Source organism: Patulibacter americanus DSM 16676 (assembly GCF_000420025.1).
GTDB classification, from domain to species: domain Bacteria; phylum Actinomycetota; class Thermoleophilia; order Solirubrobacterales; family Solirubrobacteraceae; genus Patulibacter; species Patulibacter americanus.
This window is the reverse complement of sequence record NZ_ATUD01000002.1, coordinates 121045-138661: the sequence shown is the minus strand read 5'-3', so window position 1 is coordinate 138661 and position 17617 is coordinate 121045. Positions and strand designations below refer to the sequence as shown.

Here is a 17617-nt window from a genome sequence, read left to right as displayed (position 1 = left end):
CCGCCGGCGGGCCCCCCGGAGGCCCGCGTCCCCGGCCGGGCGCACGGCGTCGACGCGCCGACCGGGTCGTCCACCCCCGGTGACCGTCGTCCCGCCCGCCGACGGGCCGCTACGCTGCGCCGCGGATGGCCTCAGACGCGCAGAACCGACGACCACGCCGGCTGCGCCCGCTGCGGGACACCGACCTCGGCGCGCGCGACTGGCGCGGGATCGTGGTCCGGGCCTTCAACGCCTTCCGCGAGCAGGGGATGACGGACTGGGCGGCGACCCTCGCCTACTACTCCGTCCTCGCGCTCGTGCCGGTGCTGCTCGTCGGCGCGTCGCTCCTGACGCTGCTGGGCGCCGACTCCCTGCCGACCACGATCGCCGACGAGTTCTCGTCGCTCGTGTCGGAGCGCACGTCGAGCTCGACCGCCAGCGACAGCGCCGAGGCGGTGCGGGGCCTCGTGGAGACCGCGCTGGACCAGGCCCGCGGGGGAGCGTCGATCACCCTGGCGATCTCGATCGTGCTCGCCATGAACGGCGCCTCGGGGGCGTTCTCCGCCGCCGGCCGGGCGCTCAACGTCGTCTACCACGTGCCCGAGACCCGCGGCTTCGTCCGCCACAAGCTCGCGGACGTCCTGACGGCCGTGCTGGCGATCGCGCTCATGGCCTTCGCGGCGATCCTCTTCGTCGTCGGCGGCTCGGTCGCCGACACCGTCTTCTCCGCCGTCGGGCTCGGCGACGCGCCCATCGTCTGGCAGATCGTCCGCATCCCCGTCGGCCTCGGCGCCCTGCTGCTCGTGATCGGGCTGATCTACGCCCGGGCGCCCGACCTGCACGAGAACGGGCTGCGCCTGCTGACCCCGGGCGCGCTCACGGCCCTCGCGGCCTGGATCCTCGCCACGATCGGCTTCGCGCTCTACGTGCGGATCGCCGGCTTTGGCAGCGCCTACGGCGCTCTGGGCGGCGCGGTCGTCCTGCTCTTCTGGCTCTGGCTGTCCTCCGCCGCGTTCCTCTTCGGCGCCCAGGTCGAGGCCGAGCTCGAGCGCACGCGGCTCGTCCGCGGCGACGGCCCGCCGGCCGCGATGCCGACCCCGCCCGTGGGGACGCCGCCGGTCTGAGGGTCGGCGGTTCCCGGCCCGGTCGTGTCCGGGATCGCCGGGCACGGCCCCAGGCCCCGGCCCGGGATGCCCGGGGCGGGCCGGGACCGGCGCAGGCCGGGACCGGCGCGGGCCAGCCCCGGATCAGCCCCGCGGGACCGTCCGGGCGGCGCGGTCGATCTCGGCGCCGACCCGCTCGCGCAGCGCCGGGAGGTCATCCGCGGTGAGGACGGCCGAGGCGGGCTCGTCGGGGGCCTCCGCGAAGACGAACTGGACCTCGACGCCGCGGGCGCCGGAGAGCAGGGCGGCCAGGGCGTAGACGTCGCGCTGCAGCGCGTAGTGCCCGTCGACCACGGCCTGCGGGCTGCGGCCCTGCAGCCGGTTGGTCTTCCAGTCGGCGATCGTCACCCGGCCGTCGTCCTCGTCGAGCCACAGGTCGACCACGCCCTGCAGCAGCGGGCGGCCCGCGCCCGGGTCGAACAGGAACGGCCGCTCGACGTGGCGCCGGGCCGGCGGCAGGGCCAGCGCGCGCCGGGCGACGTCCGTGGCCTCGAGCCGCGCGGCGATCGCGACGAGCGCCCGGGCGTCGGCCTCGTCGACGGGGCCGAGCCCCGGGGCCTCCTCGGCGAGGATCCGCCGGGCGTCGTCGGGCGTGGCGCCGCGGGCGCCGGGCCCCGCCGCGGCGGGGCCGGGCCGCGCGGGACCGGACAGCCGGGCCTCAAGCAGCCCGTGCACGGCCACCCCGCGCGCCCGGCCGTCGAGGGACGCCGTCGTGAAGAGCGTGGCCGGGGGTGCGGCGGGCAGCGCGGCGGGATCGTCCTCGGCGGGCTCCTCGTCGACGGGGTCGGCCGGACGCTCGTGGCGAACGTCGCCGGGATCGACCTCGAGTCCCAGGCGGGCCGCGAGCGCCGTGTAGCTCACCGGGTCGGGCAGCGGCAGGGGCGGCGGGCCGGGGCGGAAGCCGTCCTCGTCGTCCTCGTCCTCGAACGAATCGGGCTCGCCGGGGCCCACCAGCACGCCGAGGGCGCCGACGTCCTCGGCGTCACCGGCGTCGCCGTCCTGGGCGGCGGGCACGGCCGGCGCCGCGGCGGCCGGGGCCGTCGGGGCGGCCTCGGCGGGGTCGACGGCGCGCAGCAGCACCTCGGCGGGCGACGTGACCGCGCCCGTCGGGTCGGTGACGGGCACGAGCCGCTCGTCGCCGCGGGACGGCCACGCCTCCTCGGGCGCCACGAGCGGCAGCAGCCAGCGCAACGGGGCGGTACGCGGTGCCGCGTCATGGCCGCCACCCGGGGCGACAGCGACCGCGCGCTCGGGGTCCAGGCGGTCCGTGGCCTCGCGGTCGGAGCCCGTCCCCTCGCAGGCCAGGGGCCAGCCGCCGCAGAGGATGAGCCGCTCCTTCGCCCGCGTCGTCGCGACGTGCACGAGCCGGCGCTCCTCCTCCGCCTGCGCACGGTCGGCTTCGGCCGTCAGCGCGTCGTAGTCCCACAGGCGCACGGGCGAGCCGCCCGCGGGCAGCCGCAGGCCGATCCGGGTGTCCTCGGGGGCCGTGCCGACGAGGACGCCGGGCCGGTCGGCGTTGATGCGGGCGCCGAGGTCGCAGACGATCACGACGGGCCACTCCAGGCCCTTCGAGCGGTGGACGGTGGTGATCCGCACGGCGTCGCCGTCCGTGAGCACCGGCGCGTCGGGGCCGTCGCGGTCGGCGGCGATGCGGCGCAGCAGGCCGGGCAGGTCGTCGCCGGCCTCCTCCTGCTCCTCGGCCCAGGCCACGAACGCCTCGACCGTCGCCCACCGGCGCGCACCTCCGGGACGGGCCAGGATCGACGCGCGGTAGGCGTCGTTGCCGCGCAGGTCGGCGAGCAGCTCGGCCGGGCCGGCGCGGCGGGCCAACCCCCGGTGCCGCGCCAGCGCGACGGCCTGCAGGTCGAGCTCGTCGCGGGCGTCCTCCGACATCGGGTAGCGCGGGCTGCGTCCGGGGAGACCGAGCTCGCGCAGGGTGTCCCACAGGACGGGCGCGGGACGGCCGGCCTCGCGGGCGAGCTCGAGCGCGGCGCCGTGCTCCGCCGCCAACGGGACGAGCGCGTCGGCGTCGACCCCGGCCGTGGGCAGGCGCAGCGCACCCATGAGCGCGACGTCGTCGAGCGGGTTGGCAACCGCGCGCAGCCACGCCTCGAGCTCCCGCGCCTCGAGCGTGCGCAGGAGCGGCGTGGCCACGACGGGCACGGCGTCGATGCCGCGGTCCAGGAGCGCCCGGCCCAGCGCCTCGACGGGCGCCGTGCGGCGGACGAGGATCGCGATCTCCGCGGGCCGGCGGCCCTGGGCCACGAGCTCGGAGACGACGCCGGCCACGTACTCCGGCTCGCCGGGGGCGACGGGTGCCTCCTCGGCCTCCCCCTCCGCCTCCTGTCCAGCGTCCGGCGTGCTCGGGTCGATCGCGAGCACGTGGATCTCGACGGGCGGCGTGGGCCGCTCGTCCTTCGGCGCCCGGTCGTGCCCGCCGACGAGCGGCTGGTAGCCCTCGTGCGCGGGCACGCCGACGCGGTTGGCGAGCGCGAGCACGTCGCTGGGGCAACGGAACGTCTCGTCGAGCGCGAGCCGCCCGCCCGCGGCGTCGGCGCGGGCCGCGGCGGCATCGAAGCCGGCCACGGTGGCGTGCCGGAACCCGTAGATCGCCTGCAGCCGGTCGCCGACCTGGAACCGGCTCTCCGGGTTCGACAGCCGCTCGACGAGCTCGAGCTGCACGGGGTTCGTGTCCTGGTACTCGTCGACGAGCACCTGCTGGAACCGCGCCCGCAGGCGCCCGGCCACGTCGGGCCGGCGTCGCAGGAGCTCGAGCAGGGCGAGCAGCAGGTCGTCGAAGTCGACGAGCGCGCGCTCCCGCTTCGCCCGGCGGTACTCCCGGGCCGTGGCGACGAGCAGCGCCTCGCGCAGCCGCAGCTCGCGCTCGCCGTGCGGGGCCAGCTCCCGGGCACGGGCCAGCTCGCGGGCGTCCTCGACCGCCGCGCGCAGCTCGCCCACGGCCGGCCCCTTGCCGACCTTGGGCTGGCGGGTGGGGAGCGCCCAGCCCTCCATCGCCGCCGCGGAGGGCAGCTCCACGGGAGCAGGTGCGTCGGGGTCGGGCAGCTCGACGTGCAGCGCCGCGACCGTGTCGTGCACGAGGTCCAGGGCGCGCTGGCCGGCGGGCGTCGACTTGCCCTCCTCGAAGACCGCCTCGGCCTCCGCCTGCGCCGGCCCGGCCGCGGCGCGCAGCCGGCGGACGGCCGCGCGGACGTCGTCATCGCCCTCCGGCGGCGCCGGCAGGGCCCGGCCGGGGGTGGTCGCGGGATCGCGGCCCTGGGTGCGGCGCAGCGCGAGCAGGCCGAGGGTGTCGTCGCGCAGGGCGTCGAGCCCGGAGGACGCCGCGAGGGCGAGGGCCGCGTCGGCATCGGCGGGCAGCGCGCCCTCCGGACCGCGCAGCGGGTCGGGCTCGGTGTGGCCGTTGCGGTCGGGGCGCCCGCGCCCGCGGGCGCGGGCGGGGTCGGCCAGCCACGCCGACAGCGCGCGCTCGAAGGCCACGTGGCGCAGCTCCCGCGCCCGGCCCTCGTCGGCGACCTCGGCGTCGGGGTCGATCCCGGCCGCGAGCGCGTAGCGCCGCAGCAGCCGTTGGGCGATGCCGTGGAACGTGCCGATCCACGCGTCCTCGAGCCGCCAGCGCTCCGGCAGCTCGACCCGGCCGCCCACGAGCGCCTCGAGCCGGCGGCGGACGCGCTCCCGCATCTCGGCCGCGGCCTTGTCCGTGAACGTGATCGCGAGGACGGAGCCGGTGCTCAGCCGGTCGTCGCCCTCCAGGAGCCGCAGGTAGCGCTCGACGAGCACGCTCGTCTTGCCCGCTCCGGCTCCGGCGGACACGAGCGTCTCGCCCTGCCGCTCGATCGCGGCGGCCTGCCGGTCCGAAAACACCTCGTCCGGGCCGCCCTCCACGGGCAGTGCCCGGCGCAGCCCGCCGTCGTCCGTGTAGAGCAGCCGCCGGTCGACGGGCGACGCCCGCAGCTCGCCGGCGCCGTCGCCCGCCCCGGGGGTCCCGGGGGTGTCGCGATCGGTCGTGCTCACGTCAGGAGCCTCGCGACGGCGGGGTGGTCGCACTCGCCCGTGTCGGCGTGCGTCGAGGCGCCGGGCAGGGGCGTGACGCCACCGGCCCGCAGGTCGGCCACGGCGCGCGCGGCCTGCCGGCGCGCGGCCTCCACGATCGCCGCGACCTCGTCGAGCTCCTTCGGCCCGCGCGTGCGGCCCCCGAGGACGCCGCGCAGCTCCAGGCCGGCCGGCGGGCGGGCGCCGGGGTCGACGCCCGAGACGGGCGAGGTCGGCTGGTACAGGGCGTAGGCGGCGGGCCGCGCGGGCTCGGCGACGGCCGACAGGTACAGGGCGGCCTGCAGCGTCGCGGTCGACGACCAGCGCCCGCAGCCGATCGCCCCGCCCGTGCCGAGCTTGTAGTCCACGACGCCCACGCCGGTGGACCCGTCGGGCAGGGGCACCTCGTCGACGCGGTCGATGCGGCCGATCGCCCGGGCGCCGTCGCCGAGCTGCACCGGCGGGGTGTCGGCCCCGTCGTCCACGACGACCTCCGTCGCCCGCAGGCTCGCGGTCGCGTAGCGGTCGGGCAGCGCGCGGAGCACGGCCGAGACGCCCACGTCGACCCGGCGCAGCAGGACGCTGGCGCGGTGCTCGGGCAGCATCGCCACGGCCCGGGGGCCGAGCGCGGTGAGCGCCCGACGGCCGGCCGCCACGAGGACCTCGGGGTCCAGGTCGCCGTACGGGGTCCCGTCGCCCGCGACCTCCACGAGCGCCCGGTCGAGCACGCCGTGGACGAGGTTGCCGTGAACCTGCGGCTCGGTCTGCGGCTCGTCGTCCTGGGCGCGGGCGAGGTGCTCGACCGTCCAGCAGACGGGGCAGCGGGCGAGCCGCTCGACCTCGCGCACCGCGAAGCGGGAGCGCTCGAGCAGCACGCGGCGGACGGTCTCGCGGCCGGCGTCGTCCAGGTCCGCGCCGAACGGGGCAGCCGTCGCCACGGGTCGGCGGGACGGCGCGCGTACCTCGGAGGCCCCGTGGAGCACGGCGCGGGGCCGGTCGGGCAGCAACGCCGCGAGCGCGTCGCCGAGGAAGGGCGCGGGCGGGAGCGCCTCCCCCGTGTCGGACGCCGCGGGTCGCGAGAGCACGAGCCGGCGGGTCGGTCGCGCCGCGAGCTCGAGGAACAGCACCCGCTCGGCGGCCAGCCGTTCGACGGGCACCTCGATCGTCGTCCCCCCAGCACGGGAGAGCACCTCGCGGGCGTCCCGGTCGACGAGCGGGTCGACCCGCTCCGGCGCCGGGAACGCCTGCTCGCGCAGGTCGGCGAGCGCCAGTACCTGGACCTGCCGGCCACGCAGGGCGCCGGGTTCGGCGATCTCCAGCCGGCCGCGCCCGGGCGCCTCGCCGACGGGGACGGGGAGCTCCCCGAGCTCGTCCGCCAGCTCCGCGGGGTCGGGCAGGAGCGCGGCGTCGGCGGCGGCGAGCGCCTCGAGCCCCCGCAGCTGCTCGCGCAGGCGCCGGGCGGCGCGGAGCTCGGGGTCGCGCGCGGCGGGGAGCGTGGGCGAGCGCAGCAGCTCCTCCAGCGTCGTGATCGCGGGCTGCAGGGCGGCGATCAGGCGCTCCGTCCGCAGCGGCCGCTCGTCGACGGGCACGGTGCCCAGCAGGTCGCGGCCCTCGAGCGTCGGCACGAACTGGTGCGCGCGGACCTCGGCCGCCCCCGCGTCCGTCACGCCGGAGCGGGAGAGCGCGAGCGCGAAGGCGTCGATCGCCTCGAGGTTGGCCAGGGTCGCCCCGGACCGCAGCACGCAGACCACGTCGGCGGCGTCAGCCCCGCCCGTCCCGATGCGCACGAGCGCCGCGACGGCGCGTCCCACGGCCGTGCGGCGCGCCGGCAGGTCGCGCGGGCGGGCGACGGGCACGCCCCGCGCCACCAGCTCGCGCTCGAGCCGTGCGCCGGGAGGCCCCGCCGCCCCGCGCACGGCGATCGCGACGTCGTGCCAGTCCAGCCCCTCGGCCGCCACGACCCGGAGCAGCTCGTCCGCCAGGGCCTCGGCCTCGGCCCGCGCGCTCCCCCCGGTGACGAGGACGACGTCGTGCAGCTCGGTCCCGTCCGCCGCACCGTCCGCCGCCGCGTCGGGGGACCGGGCCCCGGCGTCCTCGGGAGAGCCGTCCGCGAGCGGGTGCGACCCCGCGGCCCGGCCGGTGTCCGCGGCCACGGTGACGTCGGCCGCGGCCGGCTCGAAAAGCCGGCGCTCCAGGCGGGCGAGGCCGCCGTCGGCGACGGCGGGCGGCAGCAGTCGCACCTCGTGGGCGTCCACGCCGGCGACGCGCGCGTCCTCGAGCTCCGACGCCCCCGCGCGCAGGGGGAGCGCGCCCGTGCCGCCGACCGCCCGGCCGGCCACGTCGAGCGCGACGGCGCGCAGCTCCTCCACCACGGGTCGGCGCGCGGCCGTGGCGATCCGGTCGTCCTCGAAGGGGAGCGAGACGACGACGTCGGCCGCGCGGGACAGCGTCCGCACGAGCGCGAGCTGCGCGAAGGTCAGGTCGTCGAAGCCGTAGAAGGCCACGGGCCGCCCGCCCCACGCGGCCGGATCGGCCGCCAGGCGCCGGCGGACGGCGAGTCCCTGGGCCGCCGGCGTGGCCAGCGGGCGCCCACCGCCGTCGGTCAGGTGCAGGGCGGACGCCGCCACGGCCTCGAGCACCTGCCGCAGGTCGTCGACGAGCTGCCCGTCGACGCCGTGCTCCGCCGGGTCGAGCGCGAGCAGGTCGGCGTGGAGCTGCCCCGGTCCGAACCCGCGCTCACCGAGCTCCTCGAGCAGCGCGTCCAGGCGACGGCGCACGCCGCGCCGGCCCGCGGTGCCGCCCAGCGGCCGGCCGGCGGGGACGGCGCGCAGCGCGCCCGCCAGTAGCCGGTCGCGGGCCAGCGGGCCGAGCGTCGCGGCCGTCACGTCGACGGCCCGCCGCACGTCCTCGGCCAGGCGCGCGAAGGTGCCCACGGTCACGCCGACGGAGACCCCGCCGCTCACCCGCAGCAGCTCGCGGCGGTAGCGCTCGGCGTCCGGGCCCGTGGGCACGACGAGGACCGGGCGGCGGCCCTCGGCGGCCCACCGGCGGACGAGGCCGAGCACGACGCCCGCCTTGCTGGCGTTCGTCGGCCCGGTGACCAGTTGCAGCGTCACCCGTCGAAGGTCCCACGCGGACCGGACGGCGCGCACGCGCGCTTGCAGCCCGAAAACGCCGTGCGCACGGGCCTCCGGCCGCTAGGCGGCCCGGTCGCTGCCGCCCGCGGCCGCGGCGGCGGCCTCCGCGGCGACGGCCGCGACGGCGGCCTCGCCGGTCGCGGCGGCCGTGGCCGCCTCGGCGGCCTCGATCTCCTCGGGCGTCGGGGTCTTCAGCCCGTCCTGCGCCCACGGCTCGTCGAACTCGACGCGCCACTTGCCCTCGTCCGTCTGGTGCAGCGCCAGACGGGCGCGGAAGCTGCGGCCCGCGCGGCTCTTGAAGCCCGTGACGGGCTTGATCGTCCGGCCGGTCTTGATGAGTTCCTTGGCGACGGCGGGCGCCAGGGTCTTCCCCGCCTTGCTCTTCCAGATCACGAACCCGCAGCCCGGGTCGTCCTTGGACCAGCAGGAGAAGCCCTTGCGGTTCTCGCTGATGTCGCGCCCGCACACGGGGCACGGCCCGAGGTTCGCCCGCGGGATGCGGACGTCCTTGAGCTTCGCGTCGAGCTCCTCGACGGTCGACTTCGCGAACACGGCGATGGCGTCCATGAAGGTGCGCCGGGTCTCCTCGCCGGACTCGATCTTCGCCAGCCGGCTCTCCCAGTCGCCCGTGAGCGACGGGGACGTGAGCTGGTGGCCGTCGAGCAGCCGGATGACGTTCAGGCCCTTCTCCGTCACGAGCAGCGCCCGGCCGTCGCGCTCCGTGTAGCCCACGTCGATGAGCCGCTCGATGATCGCGGCGCGCGTGGCCGGGGTGCCGATGCCGGCGTCCTTCATCGCCTCGCGGGCCTCGTCGTCGTCGACGAGCTGCCCGGCGGTCTCCATCGCGCCCAGCAGCGAGGCGTCGGAGTAGCGCCGCGGCGGCTTCGTGACCTTCTCGTCCGAGGTGACCTTGGCGACCTTCGCGTCCTCGCCCTTCTCGAGCTTGGGCAGCGTCTGGTTCGCGCCCTCGTCGTCGTCGGAGCCCGAGCCTTCCTCGAGCTCACCGTAGACGCCGCGCCAGCCCGGGACGAGCAGCACGCGGCCGCGGGTGCGGAAGACGTGGGGGCCCTTCGCGATCTCGGGCGCGTCCGGCGTCTCCACCGTCGTCTCGATGCGGGTGTTCTCGAACTCCGCCTCGGGGTGGAAGACCGCGAGGAACCGCCGCACGACCATGTCGTAGATGCGGCGGTCGTCGTCGCTCATCTTCTCGAGCGTGTGCTGCGCGTTCGTCGGGATGATCGCGTGGTGGTCCGCGACCTTCTCGTCGTTGACGACCTTGCCCAGCGGGAGCTTGTCGAGGCCCTGCACGTACTTGGCGGCCTCGCGGTACTCGGGACGCGAGCCGACCTGCCCGGCCGTCGGCTTGATCTCGGGGATCATGTCCGTCGTGAGGTAGCGCGAGCTCGTACGCGGGTACGTCAGGGCCTTGTGCTCCTCGTAACAGCGCTGGGCGGCCGCGAGCGTGCGGCGCGCCGTGAATCCGAAGCGGCTGCCCGCGTCGCGCTGCAGCGACGTCAGGTCGTAGAGCATCGGTGCGCGCTCCTTGCGGCGCACCTTGTCCAGCTTCGTGATCGTGCCCGTGCGGCCCTTGACGGCCGCGGCGATGGCGTCGGACTCCTCCGCCGTCTTCAGCCGGGGCTCGGTGCCCTGATACAGGCGGCCGAGGTACGTGCGGGCCTTCGTGGTGCCGTCGGCCGGGCCCGCGTCGAACTTCGCGTCGACGAGCCAGTACGGCTCGGGGACGAACGCACGGATCTCCTCCTCGCGGCGGGCGAGGATGGCCAGGGTCGGCGTCTGCACCCGGCCCAGCGAGACGGCGCCGTCGAAGCTCGAGCGCAGCCGGATCGTCGCGGCGCGCGTGGCGTTCATGCCGACGAGCCAGTCGGCCTCGGACCGCGACTGCGCGGCCTCCCCGAGCAGGATCAGCTCGTCCGGCGACCGCAGCGACTCGAGCGCGCGGCGCATCGCGGCCTCCGTCATGGAGGAGAGCCACAGGCGCTCCACGGGCTGCGTGCCCCCGCCGGCGGTGAACACCCACTTGAAGATGAGCTCGCCCTCGCGGCCGGCATCGCAGGCGTTGATGACGTGGTCGACGTCGGGGCGCGACAGCAGGTTCTTGATGACCGCCATCTGCTTCTTCGAGGAGTCGTCGCGCTCGACGAGCTTGAACTCCTCGGGCACGATGGGGAGGTCCTCCATCTTCCAGCGCTTGAACCGCTTGTCGTACGCGTCGGGCTCGGCGAGCTGGACGAGGTGGCCGATCGCCCACGTGATCACGTGGTCGGGGCCCTCCATCCAGCGCGCGCTGCGCTCGCCCGACGGCTTGCCGATCGCGAAGGACCCCGGGAGGACCTTGGCGAGGTCCCGTCCGACGGACGGCTTCTCGGCGATGACCAGCGTTTTGCCCACGCGCCGCAGCGTAGCGGGACGCGGGAGGCGGGTCCGCCACGCCCCGTGCCGAATCGGCGCAGGGGCCGTGCCGGAACGCCGCCGCCGGCGGGCTCAGTGGCTGCAGGGCCCGGGCGAGACGGTGCGGGCCGGGTCGGCGGCGGCGACGGCCTCCGTGATGACGTCGTTGGGGATGGCGTAGCCGCGACGCTGCCCCTCCTGCGTCGAGGAGGCGAACACGGTGCCGACGACGCGCCCGCGGCGGTCGACGAGCGGTCCCCCGCTGTTGCCCTGCTCGACCCGGCCGCGGAACGGGAGCACGCGGCGCCGGACGGGGCCGACGCCGTAGGAGTCCTCCCCCGTGACGGTCTGGGCCGCGCCGATGCGGGCCGCGCGCGAGCGGAACGGGCCGGCCAGGGGGTAGCCGAGGATCGCGGCCGAGCTGCCGGTCCGGGGGTCCTCGACGACCCGCAGCGGCGTCGTGGGCAGGCCTTCGACGGCGAGCACCGCCACGTCCTGCTGCCGGTCGACGTACACCGGGCGGCCGGTGTAGCGCTGCCCGTCCGTCGCAGAGACGACCGTCGTCTCGTCCTCCCCCGCGATCACGTGCTGGTTCGTCACGACGAGCCCCTCCCCCGCTACCCAGCCCGTTCCGACGACCCCGACCCCGCAGGCGTTGCCCTCCACGCGCACGACCCCGCGGCGCCCGGTCCGCACGCCCGGGTCGTTCACGATCCCCTGGTCCGGCGCGTCGACGAGCGCGCGCGGCCCGGCGAACCCGGGCAGCGGGTCGAAGCGGGAGAGCAGCGCCAGGGCGTCGTCCGCCGGCGGCAGGTCGCGGCGCAGCTCCTGCAGGAGCGCCGACTCCCGCACCTGGGTGCGCCACGAGCCGGGCACCCCGGGCGTCTGGAGGACCATGGCGGAGACGAACCACGCGGCCAGGACGACGAGCGCCCCGGTGAACACCGCTCCGAGTGCGGCGTCGAGCGTGCGGCCGACGCGGTGGCCCGGGCCACGCAGCCGGTGGTGGAGCCGGTCGCCGAGCCGCTGGAGCCCGACGCCGAGCAGCACGCCGAGCAGCGTGGCGCCGAAGATCGCGGCGACCGGGGCGTTGATGTCGTCGGCGCCCTGGGGCAGGACGAGGGGTCCGAGGCGCGCACCGGCCAGCGCGCCACCCATGAATCCGACGAAGCCCAGGGCCGACGCGAGGAACCCCTGCGTCGTGCCGCCCGCGGCCGCCAGGAGCAGCAGCGCGAGCAGTGCCCAGTCGAGCCCGGTCATGCGTCGCACGAGGCTACCCCCTCGCGTCCGTCGGCACCCCCGCACGCGCGGGTAGTATGGGGCGCTCGATGACCGCCCGTCGCCGACGCCCTCCGCAGCGACGCTCGTCAGGCGGTACGCGCCCGTTCTCGCCGGTCACCCCGTCGTCGTCGTCGCGGACCCGATCCTCCGGTCGGGGCCCGGTCGGTCGCGGACCCGCCGGGCCGTTCGGCGGCCGTCGCCTCGTGCCGGCGATCGTGGCCGTCCTGCTGCTCACCGTGGGCATCGGGGCCTACCTCGTGCTCGACGCCCGCGCCAGCCGTGCCGCCGAGCGCGACCTCGCCGCGGGCTACGTCCGGGCGTGGCAGCAGGGCGACTTCTCCGCGATGTACGGCAGCCTGGACGCCGCGTCCAGGTCGCGGGTGGACGAGGCGCGCTTCACGAGCGTGATGCGCGACGCCCTGAGCACCGCGACCGTCTCGCGCCTCGCCCCCGGTCCCGTCCGGCGCACGGAGGGCGGCGACTTCACCGTCCGTGTCAGCGCCCGCACCCGGCTCTTCGACACGCTGGCGGGCGACGTCGTCCTGCCCGTGGTCGGCGAGGGCGACGACGCCCGGATCCGCTGGTCGCGCCGGATGGCGTTGCCGGGCCTGCGCACCGGCGAGACGCTGACCCGCACGACGGACCTCCCCCCGCGCGCCGACATCCTCGCCCGCGACGGCAAGACCGTCCTGGCCGGCGGTGCCGACCGCACGTCGGACGTGCCGAACATCGCCAGTCAGGTCGTGGGCCAGCTCGGCACCGCCACGCCGGTCGACGCCGCGCAGCTCAAGCGGCTGGGCGTGCCGGCCGACGCGAAGGTCGGCGTCTCGGGCCTGGAGCGCATCCTCAACCCGCAGCTCGTGGGCACGCCCGGCGGCACGCTGAAGGCCGGCGACCGTACCCTCGCGCGCGTCGAGCCCCGCAAGGCCTCCGCCGTCCGCAGCTCGATCTCCGTCGGGGTCGTCAAGGCCGCCGTCGAGGCGCAGAGCGACGCCCCGGACGCCAGCGGCACGACGGTCATCGACTCGCGCACCGGCGAGGTCCTCGGGTTCCAGGGCAGCGCGTGGTCCGCCCTGCAGCCCCCGGGCTCGACGATGAAGATCGTCACGGCCGCGGCGGCCCTCGAGGACGGGGTGGCCAAGACCACCACGGTCTACCCGCGCGAGACCGAGGCGAAGGGCTTCGGGATCCAGAACTCCAACGGCGAGGTGTGCGGCGGCACGCTCGTGCAGTCCTTCGCGCACTCGTGCAACTCCGTCTTCGTCCCCATGGGCGCGAAGCTCGGCGCCAAGCGCTTCGTCGCCATGTCCGAGCGGTTCGGGTTCAACCGCAAGACGCCCGGCGTGCCGAGTGCCGCGGTCAGCACGATCCCGGAGGCGTCCGCGATGGTCGGCAGCGAGGTCGCGTCCTCCGCGATCGGGCAGGGCCGGGTGCAGGCCACGAGCCTGCAGATCGCGCTCATGACGGCGACGATCGCCAACGGCGGCCGCCAGCCCGAGTTGACGTTCCTCCGCACGAGCAGGACGGCGAAGACGAAGCGCGTCGTCAGCGCGAAGACCGCCGCCGCCATGCGGCAGCTGATGACGGCCGTGATCAGCGACGGCACCGGAGAGGAGGCCCGCGTCGGGCTCTCCGGCATCACCACGGCCGGCAAGACGGGCACCGCTGAGCTCGCGTCGACCCAGGGCCCGCAGTGCGACGCGGAGGCGGCCGCGAAGGCCGCGGCCGCCCAGCCCGACGCGGTGACCGAGGCCCCGGAGCCCCCGTCCGCCTGCGGCAATGCGGACGGCAAGTCGACGACCGCGTGGATGTCAGCGTTCGCGCCTACGACGAAGCGCGGCGACGTCGACCCCGTCGCCGTCGGCGTCCTGCGCGCCCGGAACTTCCAGGGCGGTGCCACGGCCGCGCCGGTCGCCCGGAAGGTCCTCACCGCCGCCCTCGGCGGCTGAGCGCCCCGCGCGGGGTCCGGGCGGGGGCCGGCGGACGCCCGTCCTCGGCGCCGACCCTCGCGCCCACCCCAACGGCGACCCTCGCGCCGACCCTAGCTGCGTCGCCCTGCCGCCGCCCGGCGGCAGGGCGACGGTTGAGCCCATTCGAACGCGCGCGCCCCCGGGCCCCGCCGACCTCGGCCCCGGACCCCTGCCCCCGGAACGACGACGGGGCGCCGAAGCGCCCCGCGGGTCCTGCTGGTCGGTCGGCGCCGGGGCGCCGATCGGATCAGACGTCGAGGTCGACCTCGGCCTTGCCACCGTTCGGGCCGGTGATCTCGAGCGCCAACGGGCGGTTCTCGAGGGACGCCTGCGGGATCTTGAAGACCAGGAGCTCGGCGGCCGTCGTGCTCGAGCCGGCCGGGCTGTTCGGGAGCGGCTGAACGCCGCTGCCGGTGCCGACGGCGTGCGGCACGATCGCCTGGCGGTAGAGGAACGGGTTCGGCGGGTTGGCCGGGTCCGGGCCCGAGATCGGACGGAAGACGTGCTCCTCCTCGTCCGGGGCACCCTCGACGTAGAGGCTGTCGTGGATCTCGAAGCCCTCCAGCGCGGCGGACCGCAGCGGCTTCTGCGTGTCGTTCGCGGCCTGGATGAAGACGCCGAAGTAGACCTCGTCGTCCAGCGGCGTCTGCGGGTTCTTCTTGAGCTGCAGCTGCGAGGCCGGGATGCCGCGGAGGTACTCGGAGTCCTCCGGGTCGACCTTCTCCTGGTCCCCGCGCGACGCGGTGTTCTGGAAGTCGCCCGGGTTCAGCTGACGGGACACCTGGACCTGGTACTTCAGGTACGGGCCACCCTCTGGTCCGACGGAGACGTAGACCGCCTCGGTCTCAGCGTGGGTGACCACGTCCTCCTTGGAGCCGCACGCCGTGAGGGCGGTGGACGCCAAGGCGACCGCAAGCAGAGGGATGAGCCGCTGACGCATGAGGGCGGAGTCTATTCGACCGGTCCGCGTCCCGCGTGCGCGGGCGACGGGCTCGTCGTTCCGGCGCCCTCGGGCGTGTCCGCGAGGCGGGGATCGAGGCGGAAACCGCTCGCCGGCTTGCGCGCGCCGCCGGCCATCGAGACCCGTGCGGAGCCGGCGTCGCCGTCCTCCAGGATCCCGCGCAGGCGCGACAGGCCGCGCTTCAGGCCCCGCTTGGCGAGGCCGCGCTGCATCGTCAGCGTCTCCATCAGCCCGTCCGACGCCAGGCCGGGGGCCGTCTCGACCGTCCAGCGCAGGCGGGTGCCGCCGTGCTCGTCCGTCAGCGTGATCTCGCCGAGGAGCTGGGTGCGGTCGTACTTGCCGCCACGGCCGACGTAGGCCAGGCGGTAGGGCGGCTCGACCTCGAGCAGCGTCGCGTCGTAGTACGCGAAGCGGTTGCCGAGCAGCTTGACCTTGAAGCGCACGCCGGCACCGCGGCCGATGGAGTCCTCGCGCGTGAGGTGCCAGTCCGTGAGGACGTGGTCGAGGAAGCGACGGGCGTTGGCGACGTCGGCGAGGAACCCGAACACCTCCTCGCGCGGGCGCTGGAGGACGATCTCTTCGGTCACCGGTTCCACGCCCGCAGTGTAGCCCGCAGGCGGGGGCGCGGACCGCCTGACCGTCAGACGCGGGGCGTCAGACGCTGCGCCCGGATCTCCTCGCCGTGGCGCACGGGGATGGAGGCGACGGGCTGCTCCCTGCGGCGCGGCGAGCAGAGGGCGCAGAGCGTGCGCCCGCGGGCGTAGCGGTAGACGACCTCGCCGACGAGCGGGGTCCGCCGGCAACGGTCGCAGCAGAGCCGGTCGGCGTGCAGGGAGGAGACGGACCGCCGCAGCAGCTGGCGCTCGAGGTCGGCTTCGGAGATCGGCTGGCGGCGCATGACGCCCCCGTTCGCCATCGTCGCCGCCGTTCCTCCCCGCGCGCCGCCTCCCGGGGGCGCCGCCGTGTCCCGGCATACACTGCCGACCATGGCCCACCGGATCGCCGTGCTGTCCCAGAAGGGCGGCACCGGGAAGACGACGACCGTCCGCACGCTCGCCGACGCCTTCCGCCGCGGCGGGCTGCGGGTCCTGGCGATCGACCTCGACCCCCAGGGCAACCTCTCGGACTACTTCGACGTGCCGCCAGACGCCAGCCCGACGGTCGCCGACGTGCTGGTCGGGCGCGCCCCCGCGGCCGACGCGATCCACGACGACGTCATCCCGGCGAACCTGCAGCTCGCCGAGGCCGAGCTCGCCCTCGCCGGCCGCATGGGCCGTGAGCTCACGCTGCGCAAGGTGCTGCGCGACGCGGACGGCGAGTACGACGTCGTGCTCCTGGACTGCCCGCCCAACCTCGGGCTGCTCACGGTCAACGCCCTCGTCGCGGCGAGCCACGCGCTCATCGCCTGCGAGGCCCAGTACTTCGCGCTGCAGGGCGTCGAGCAGGCGCTGCAGGTGATCGAGCTGGCGAAGGACGGCCTGAACCCCGACCTGGAGTGGCTCGGCGCCGTCGTCACGAAGGCCGACCTGCGCACCGTGCACTCCCGGGAGGCCGTCGAGGCGCTGCGCAAGGAGCACCCGGGCAAGATCCTCGACGCGGTGATCCGGCAGTCCATCGCCTACGCCGAGTCCTCCGAGCGCGGCGTGTCGATCCTCGACCACCGCCCGGAGCTCGGCGTGGACTACCTCGACCTGGCCGGCGAGCTGGCCCGCGCGCTGGGCGAGGACGACGCCGCGGCGCGGATCGACGGGCTGTCCGCCGGCGTCCGCGCCTGAGGGCGCGGCAGGCCGGTCGGCTCAGTCGGACACGCCGACGGTCACCCGGGCGCCGTCGCCGACGAACGGGGCGTGCAGCACGCTCGCCCAGCCCGCGGTGCGCTCGCGCGCCGCCTCGAGGACGCCCGCGGCGTCCTCCGCCCGGGTCCACAGCATCACGGTCGGTCCCGCCCCGGAGACGGTGGCGCCGATCGCGCCGAGCTCCGTGCAGTCATCGATCAGCTCGGACGAGCGCGGGAAGAGCGCGGCTCGGTGCGGCTGGTGCAGGACGTCGCGGAGGCTGTGGGCGACGATGTCCAGGTCGCCGCGCTCCAGGCCGACGGCGAGGGAGGCGCCCCAGGCGACGTTCGCCGTCGCGTCCTCGAGCGGGACGTGCTGCGGCAGGACGGCGCGGGCGGCGGCGGTGCGGACGGCTTCGTCCGGGACGACGAAGACGGCCTCGAGCCCGGGCGGCGGAGAGATCCGCACGGTCCACGTCCCGTCCGTGAGCACGAACCCGCCCAGGAGGGCCGCGGTGACGTTGTCCGGGTGCCCCTCGAGGTCGACGGCGAGCGGGAGCAGCGCCTCGGGCTCGGTCGAGCCGCCGTCGAGCGCGGCCGCGGCGGCAAGGCCCGCGACGATCGCCGTCGCGCTGGACCCCAGCCCGCCGGCGAGCGGGATCTCCGTGCGCACGCGGAACGTGATGCCGTCGGCCGGCCGCAGGCGCTCGAACGCCTGGACGATCGCGTTCTCGCGGTCGGCCGGCAGCGGCAGGTCGTGCTCGACCGCGAACGTGCCGGTCTCCTCCACCTCGACGTGCAGCCACAGCCCGAGGGCGGCGGCCATGCAGTCGAATCCCGGGCCGAGGTTGGCGCTCGACGCGGGGACGGAGACGGTGACGGTACGACCCATGCGA

General features: G+C 76.5%; 11 protein-coding genes. 3 read left to right on the top strand and 8 right to left on the bottom strand.

What is annotated here, in order from left to right; genetic code table 11:
- Positions 1–125: 125 nt before the first annotated feature.
- A complete protein-coding gene (locus F593_RS0104860; protein ID WP_022927634.1) occupies positions 126–1103 on the top strand; it encodes a YihY/virulence factor BrkB family protein in 978 nt (325 codons plus the stop codon).
- Between the two features lie 123 nt (positions 1104–1226).
- Here F593_RS0104860 and F593_RS0104855 read toward each other — a convergent pair whose 3' ends face one another.
- The 4 genes from F593_RS0104855 to F593_RS0104840 form a co-directional block, all read right to left on the bottom strand.
- Positions 1227–5171 carry a UvrD-helicase domain-containing protein gene (locus F593_RS0104855; protein ID WP_022927633.1) on the bottom strand — a complete coding sequence of 1315 codons (3945 nt, stop codon included), beginning with the start codon at positions 5169–5171 and terminating at the stop codon, positions 1227–1229.
- On the bottom strand, positions 5168–8305 hold the full coding sequence (locus F593_RS29735; RefSeq protein WP_022927632.1) for a PD-(D/E)XK nuclease family protein: 3138 nt from the start codon (positions 8303–8305) through the stop codon (positions 5168–5170). The genes F593_RS0104855 and F593_RS29735 overlap by 4 nt, the downstream gene beginning before the upstream one ends.
- An 81-nt stretch (positions 8306–8386) precedes the next feature.
- A complete protein-coding gene (locus tag F593_RS0104845) occupies positions 8387–10735 on the bottom strand; it encodes a type IA DNA topoisomerase (RefSeq protein WP_022927631.1) in 2349 nt (782 codons plus the stop codon).
- 93 nt (positions 10736–10828) lie between these two features.
- A complete protein-coding gene (locus F593_RS0104840; RefSeq protein WP_022927630.1) occupies positions 10829–11995 on the bottom strand; it encodes a MarP family serine protease in 1167 nt (388 codons plus the stop codon).
- A gap of 224 nt (positions 11996–12219) precedes the next feature.
- Between F593_RS0104840 and F593_RS0104835 the strand changes: the two genes are divergently transcribed.
- Positions 12220–13965 (top strand): penicillin-binding transpeptidase domain-containing protein, encoded by a 1746-nt coding sequence (locus F593_RS0104835; RefSeq protein WP_022927629.1) that lies wholly within the window; start codon positions 12220–12222, stop codon positions 13963–13965.
- Positions 13966–14233: 268 nt separating this feature from the next.
- Here F593_RS0104835 and F593_RS0104830 read toward each other — a convergent pair whose 3' ends face one another.
- Genes F593_RS0104830 through F593_RS30250 form a run of 3 tightly spaced genes read right to left on the bottom strand, consistent with a single transcriptional unit; the run spans position 14234 to position 15845 of the window.
- Positions 14234–14926 (bottom strand): hypothetical protein, encoded by a 693-nt coding sequence (locus F593_RS0104830; RefSeq protein ID WP_022927628.1) that lies wholly within the window; start codon positions 14924–14926, stop codon positions 14234–14236.
- Between the two features lie 11 nt (positions 14927–14937).
- Complete coding sequence (locus F593_RS30255) at positions 14938–15543, bottom strand: SRPBCC family protein (RefSeq protein ID WP_022927627.1); 606 nt, start codon at positions 15541–15543, stop codon at positions 14938–14940.
- A 44-nt stretch (positions 15544–15587) separates the two neighbouring features.
- Positions 15588–15845 (bottom strand): hypothetical protein, encoded by a 258-nt coding sequence (locus F593_RS30250; protein ID WP_028721441.1) that lies wholly within the window; start codon positions 15843–15845, stop codon positions 15588–15590.
- Between the two features lie 88 nt (positions 15846–15933).
- Here F593_RS30250 and F593_RS0104815 point away from each other — a divergent pair, with 88 nt between their 5' ends.
- On the top strand, positions 15934–16722 hold the full coding sequence (locus tag F593_RS0104815) for a ParA family protein (protein ID WP_022927625.1): 789 nt from the start codon (positions 15934–15936) through the stop codon (positions 16720–16722).
- 21 nt (positions 16723–16743) lie between these two features.
- Here the strand turns inward: F593_RS0104815 and thrB are convergent, their stop codons facing one another.
- Positions 16744–17613 (bottom strand): homoserine kinase, encoded by an 870-nt coding sequence (gene thrB / locus F593_RS0104810; protein ID WP_022927624.1) that lies wholly within the window; start codon positions 17611–17613, stop codon positions 16744–16746.
- Positions 17614–17617: the final 4 nt, after the last annotated feature.

What these genes read in the sequence shown, in the direction of transcription:
- F593_RS0104860 (WP_022927634.1), top strand. Translation starts at nt 126, where the DNA reads ATGGCCTCAGACGCGCAGAACCGACGACCACGCCGGCTGCGCCCGCTG.
- F593_RS0104840 (WP_022927630.1), bottom strand. Translation starts at nt 11,995, where the DNA reads ATGACCGGGCTCGACTGGGCACTGCTCGCGCTGCTGCTCCTGGCGGCC.
- F593_RS0104830 (WP_022927628.1), bottom strand. Translation starts at nt 14,926, where the DNA reads ATGCGTCAGCGGCTCATCCCTCTGCTTGCGGTCGCCTTGGCGTCCACC.
- F593_RS30250 (WP_028721441.1), bottom strand. Translation starts at nt 15,845, where the DNA reads ATGCGCCGCCAGCCGATCTCCGAAGCCGACCTCGAGCGCCAGCTGCTG.
- F593_RS0104815 (WP_022927625.1), top strand. Translation starts at nt 15,934, where the DNA reads ATGGCCCACCGGATCGCCGTGCTGTCCCAGAAGGGCGGCACCGGGAAG.
- thrB (WP_022927624.1), bottom strand. Translation starts at nt 17,613, where the DNA reads ATGGGTCGTACCGTCACCGTCTCCGTCCCCGCGTCGAGCGCCAACCTC.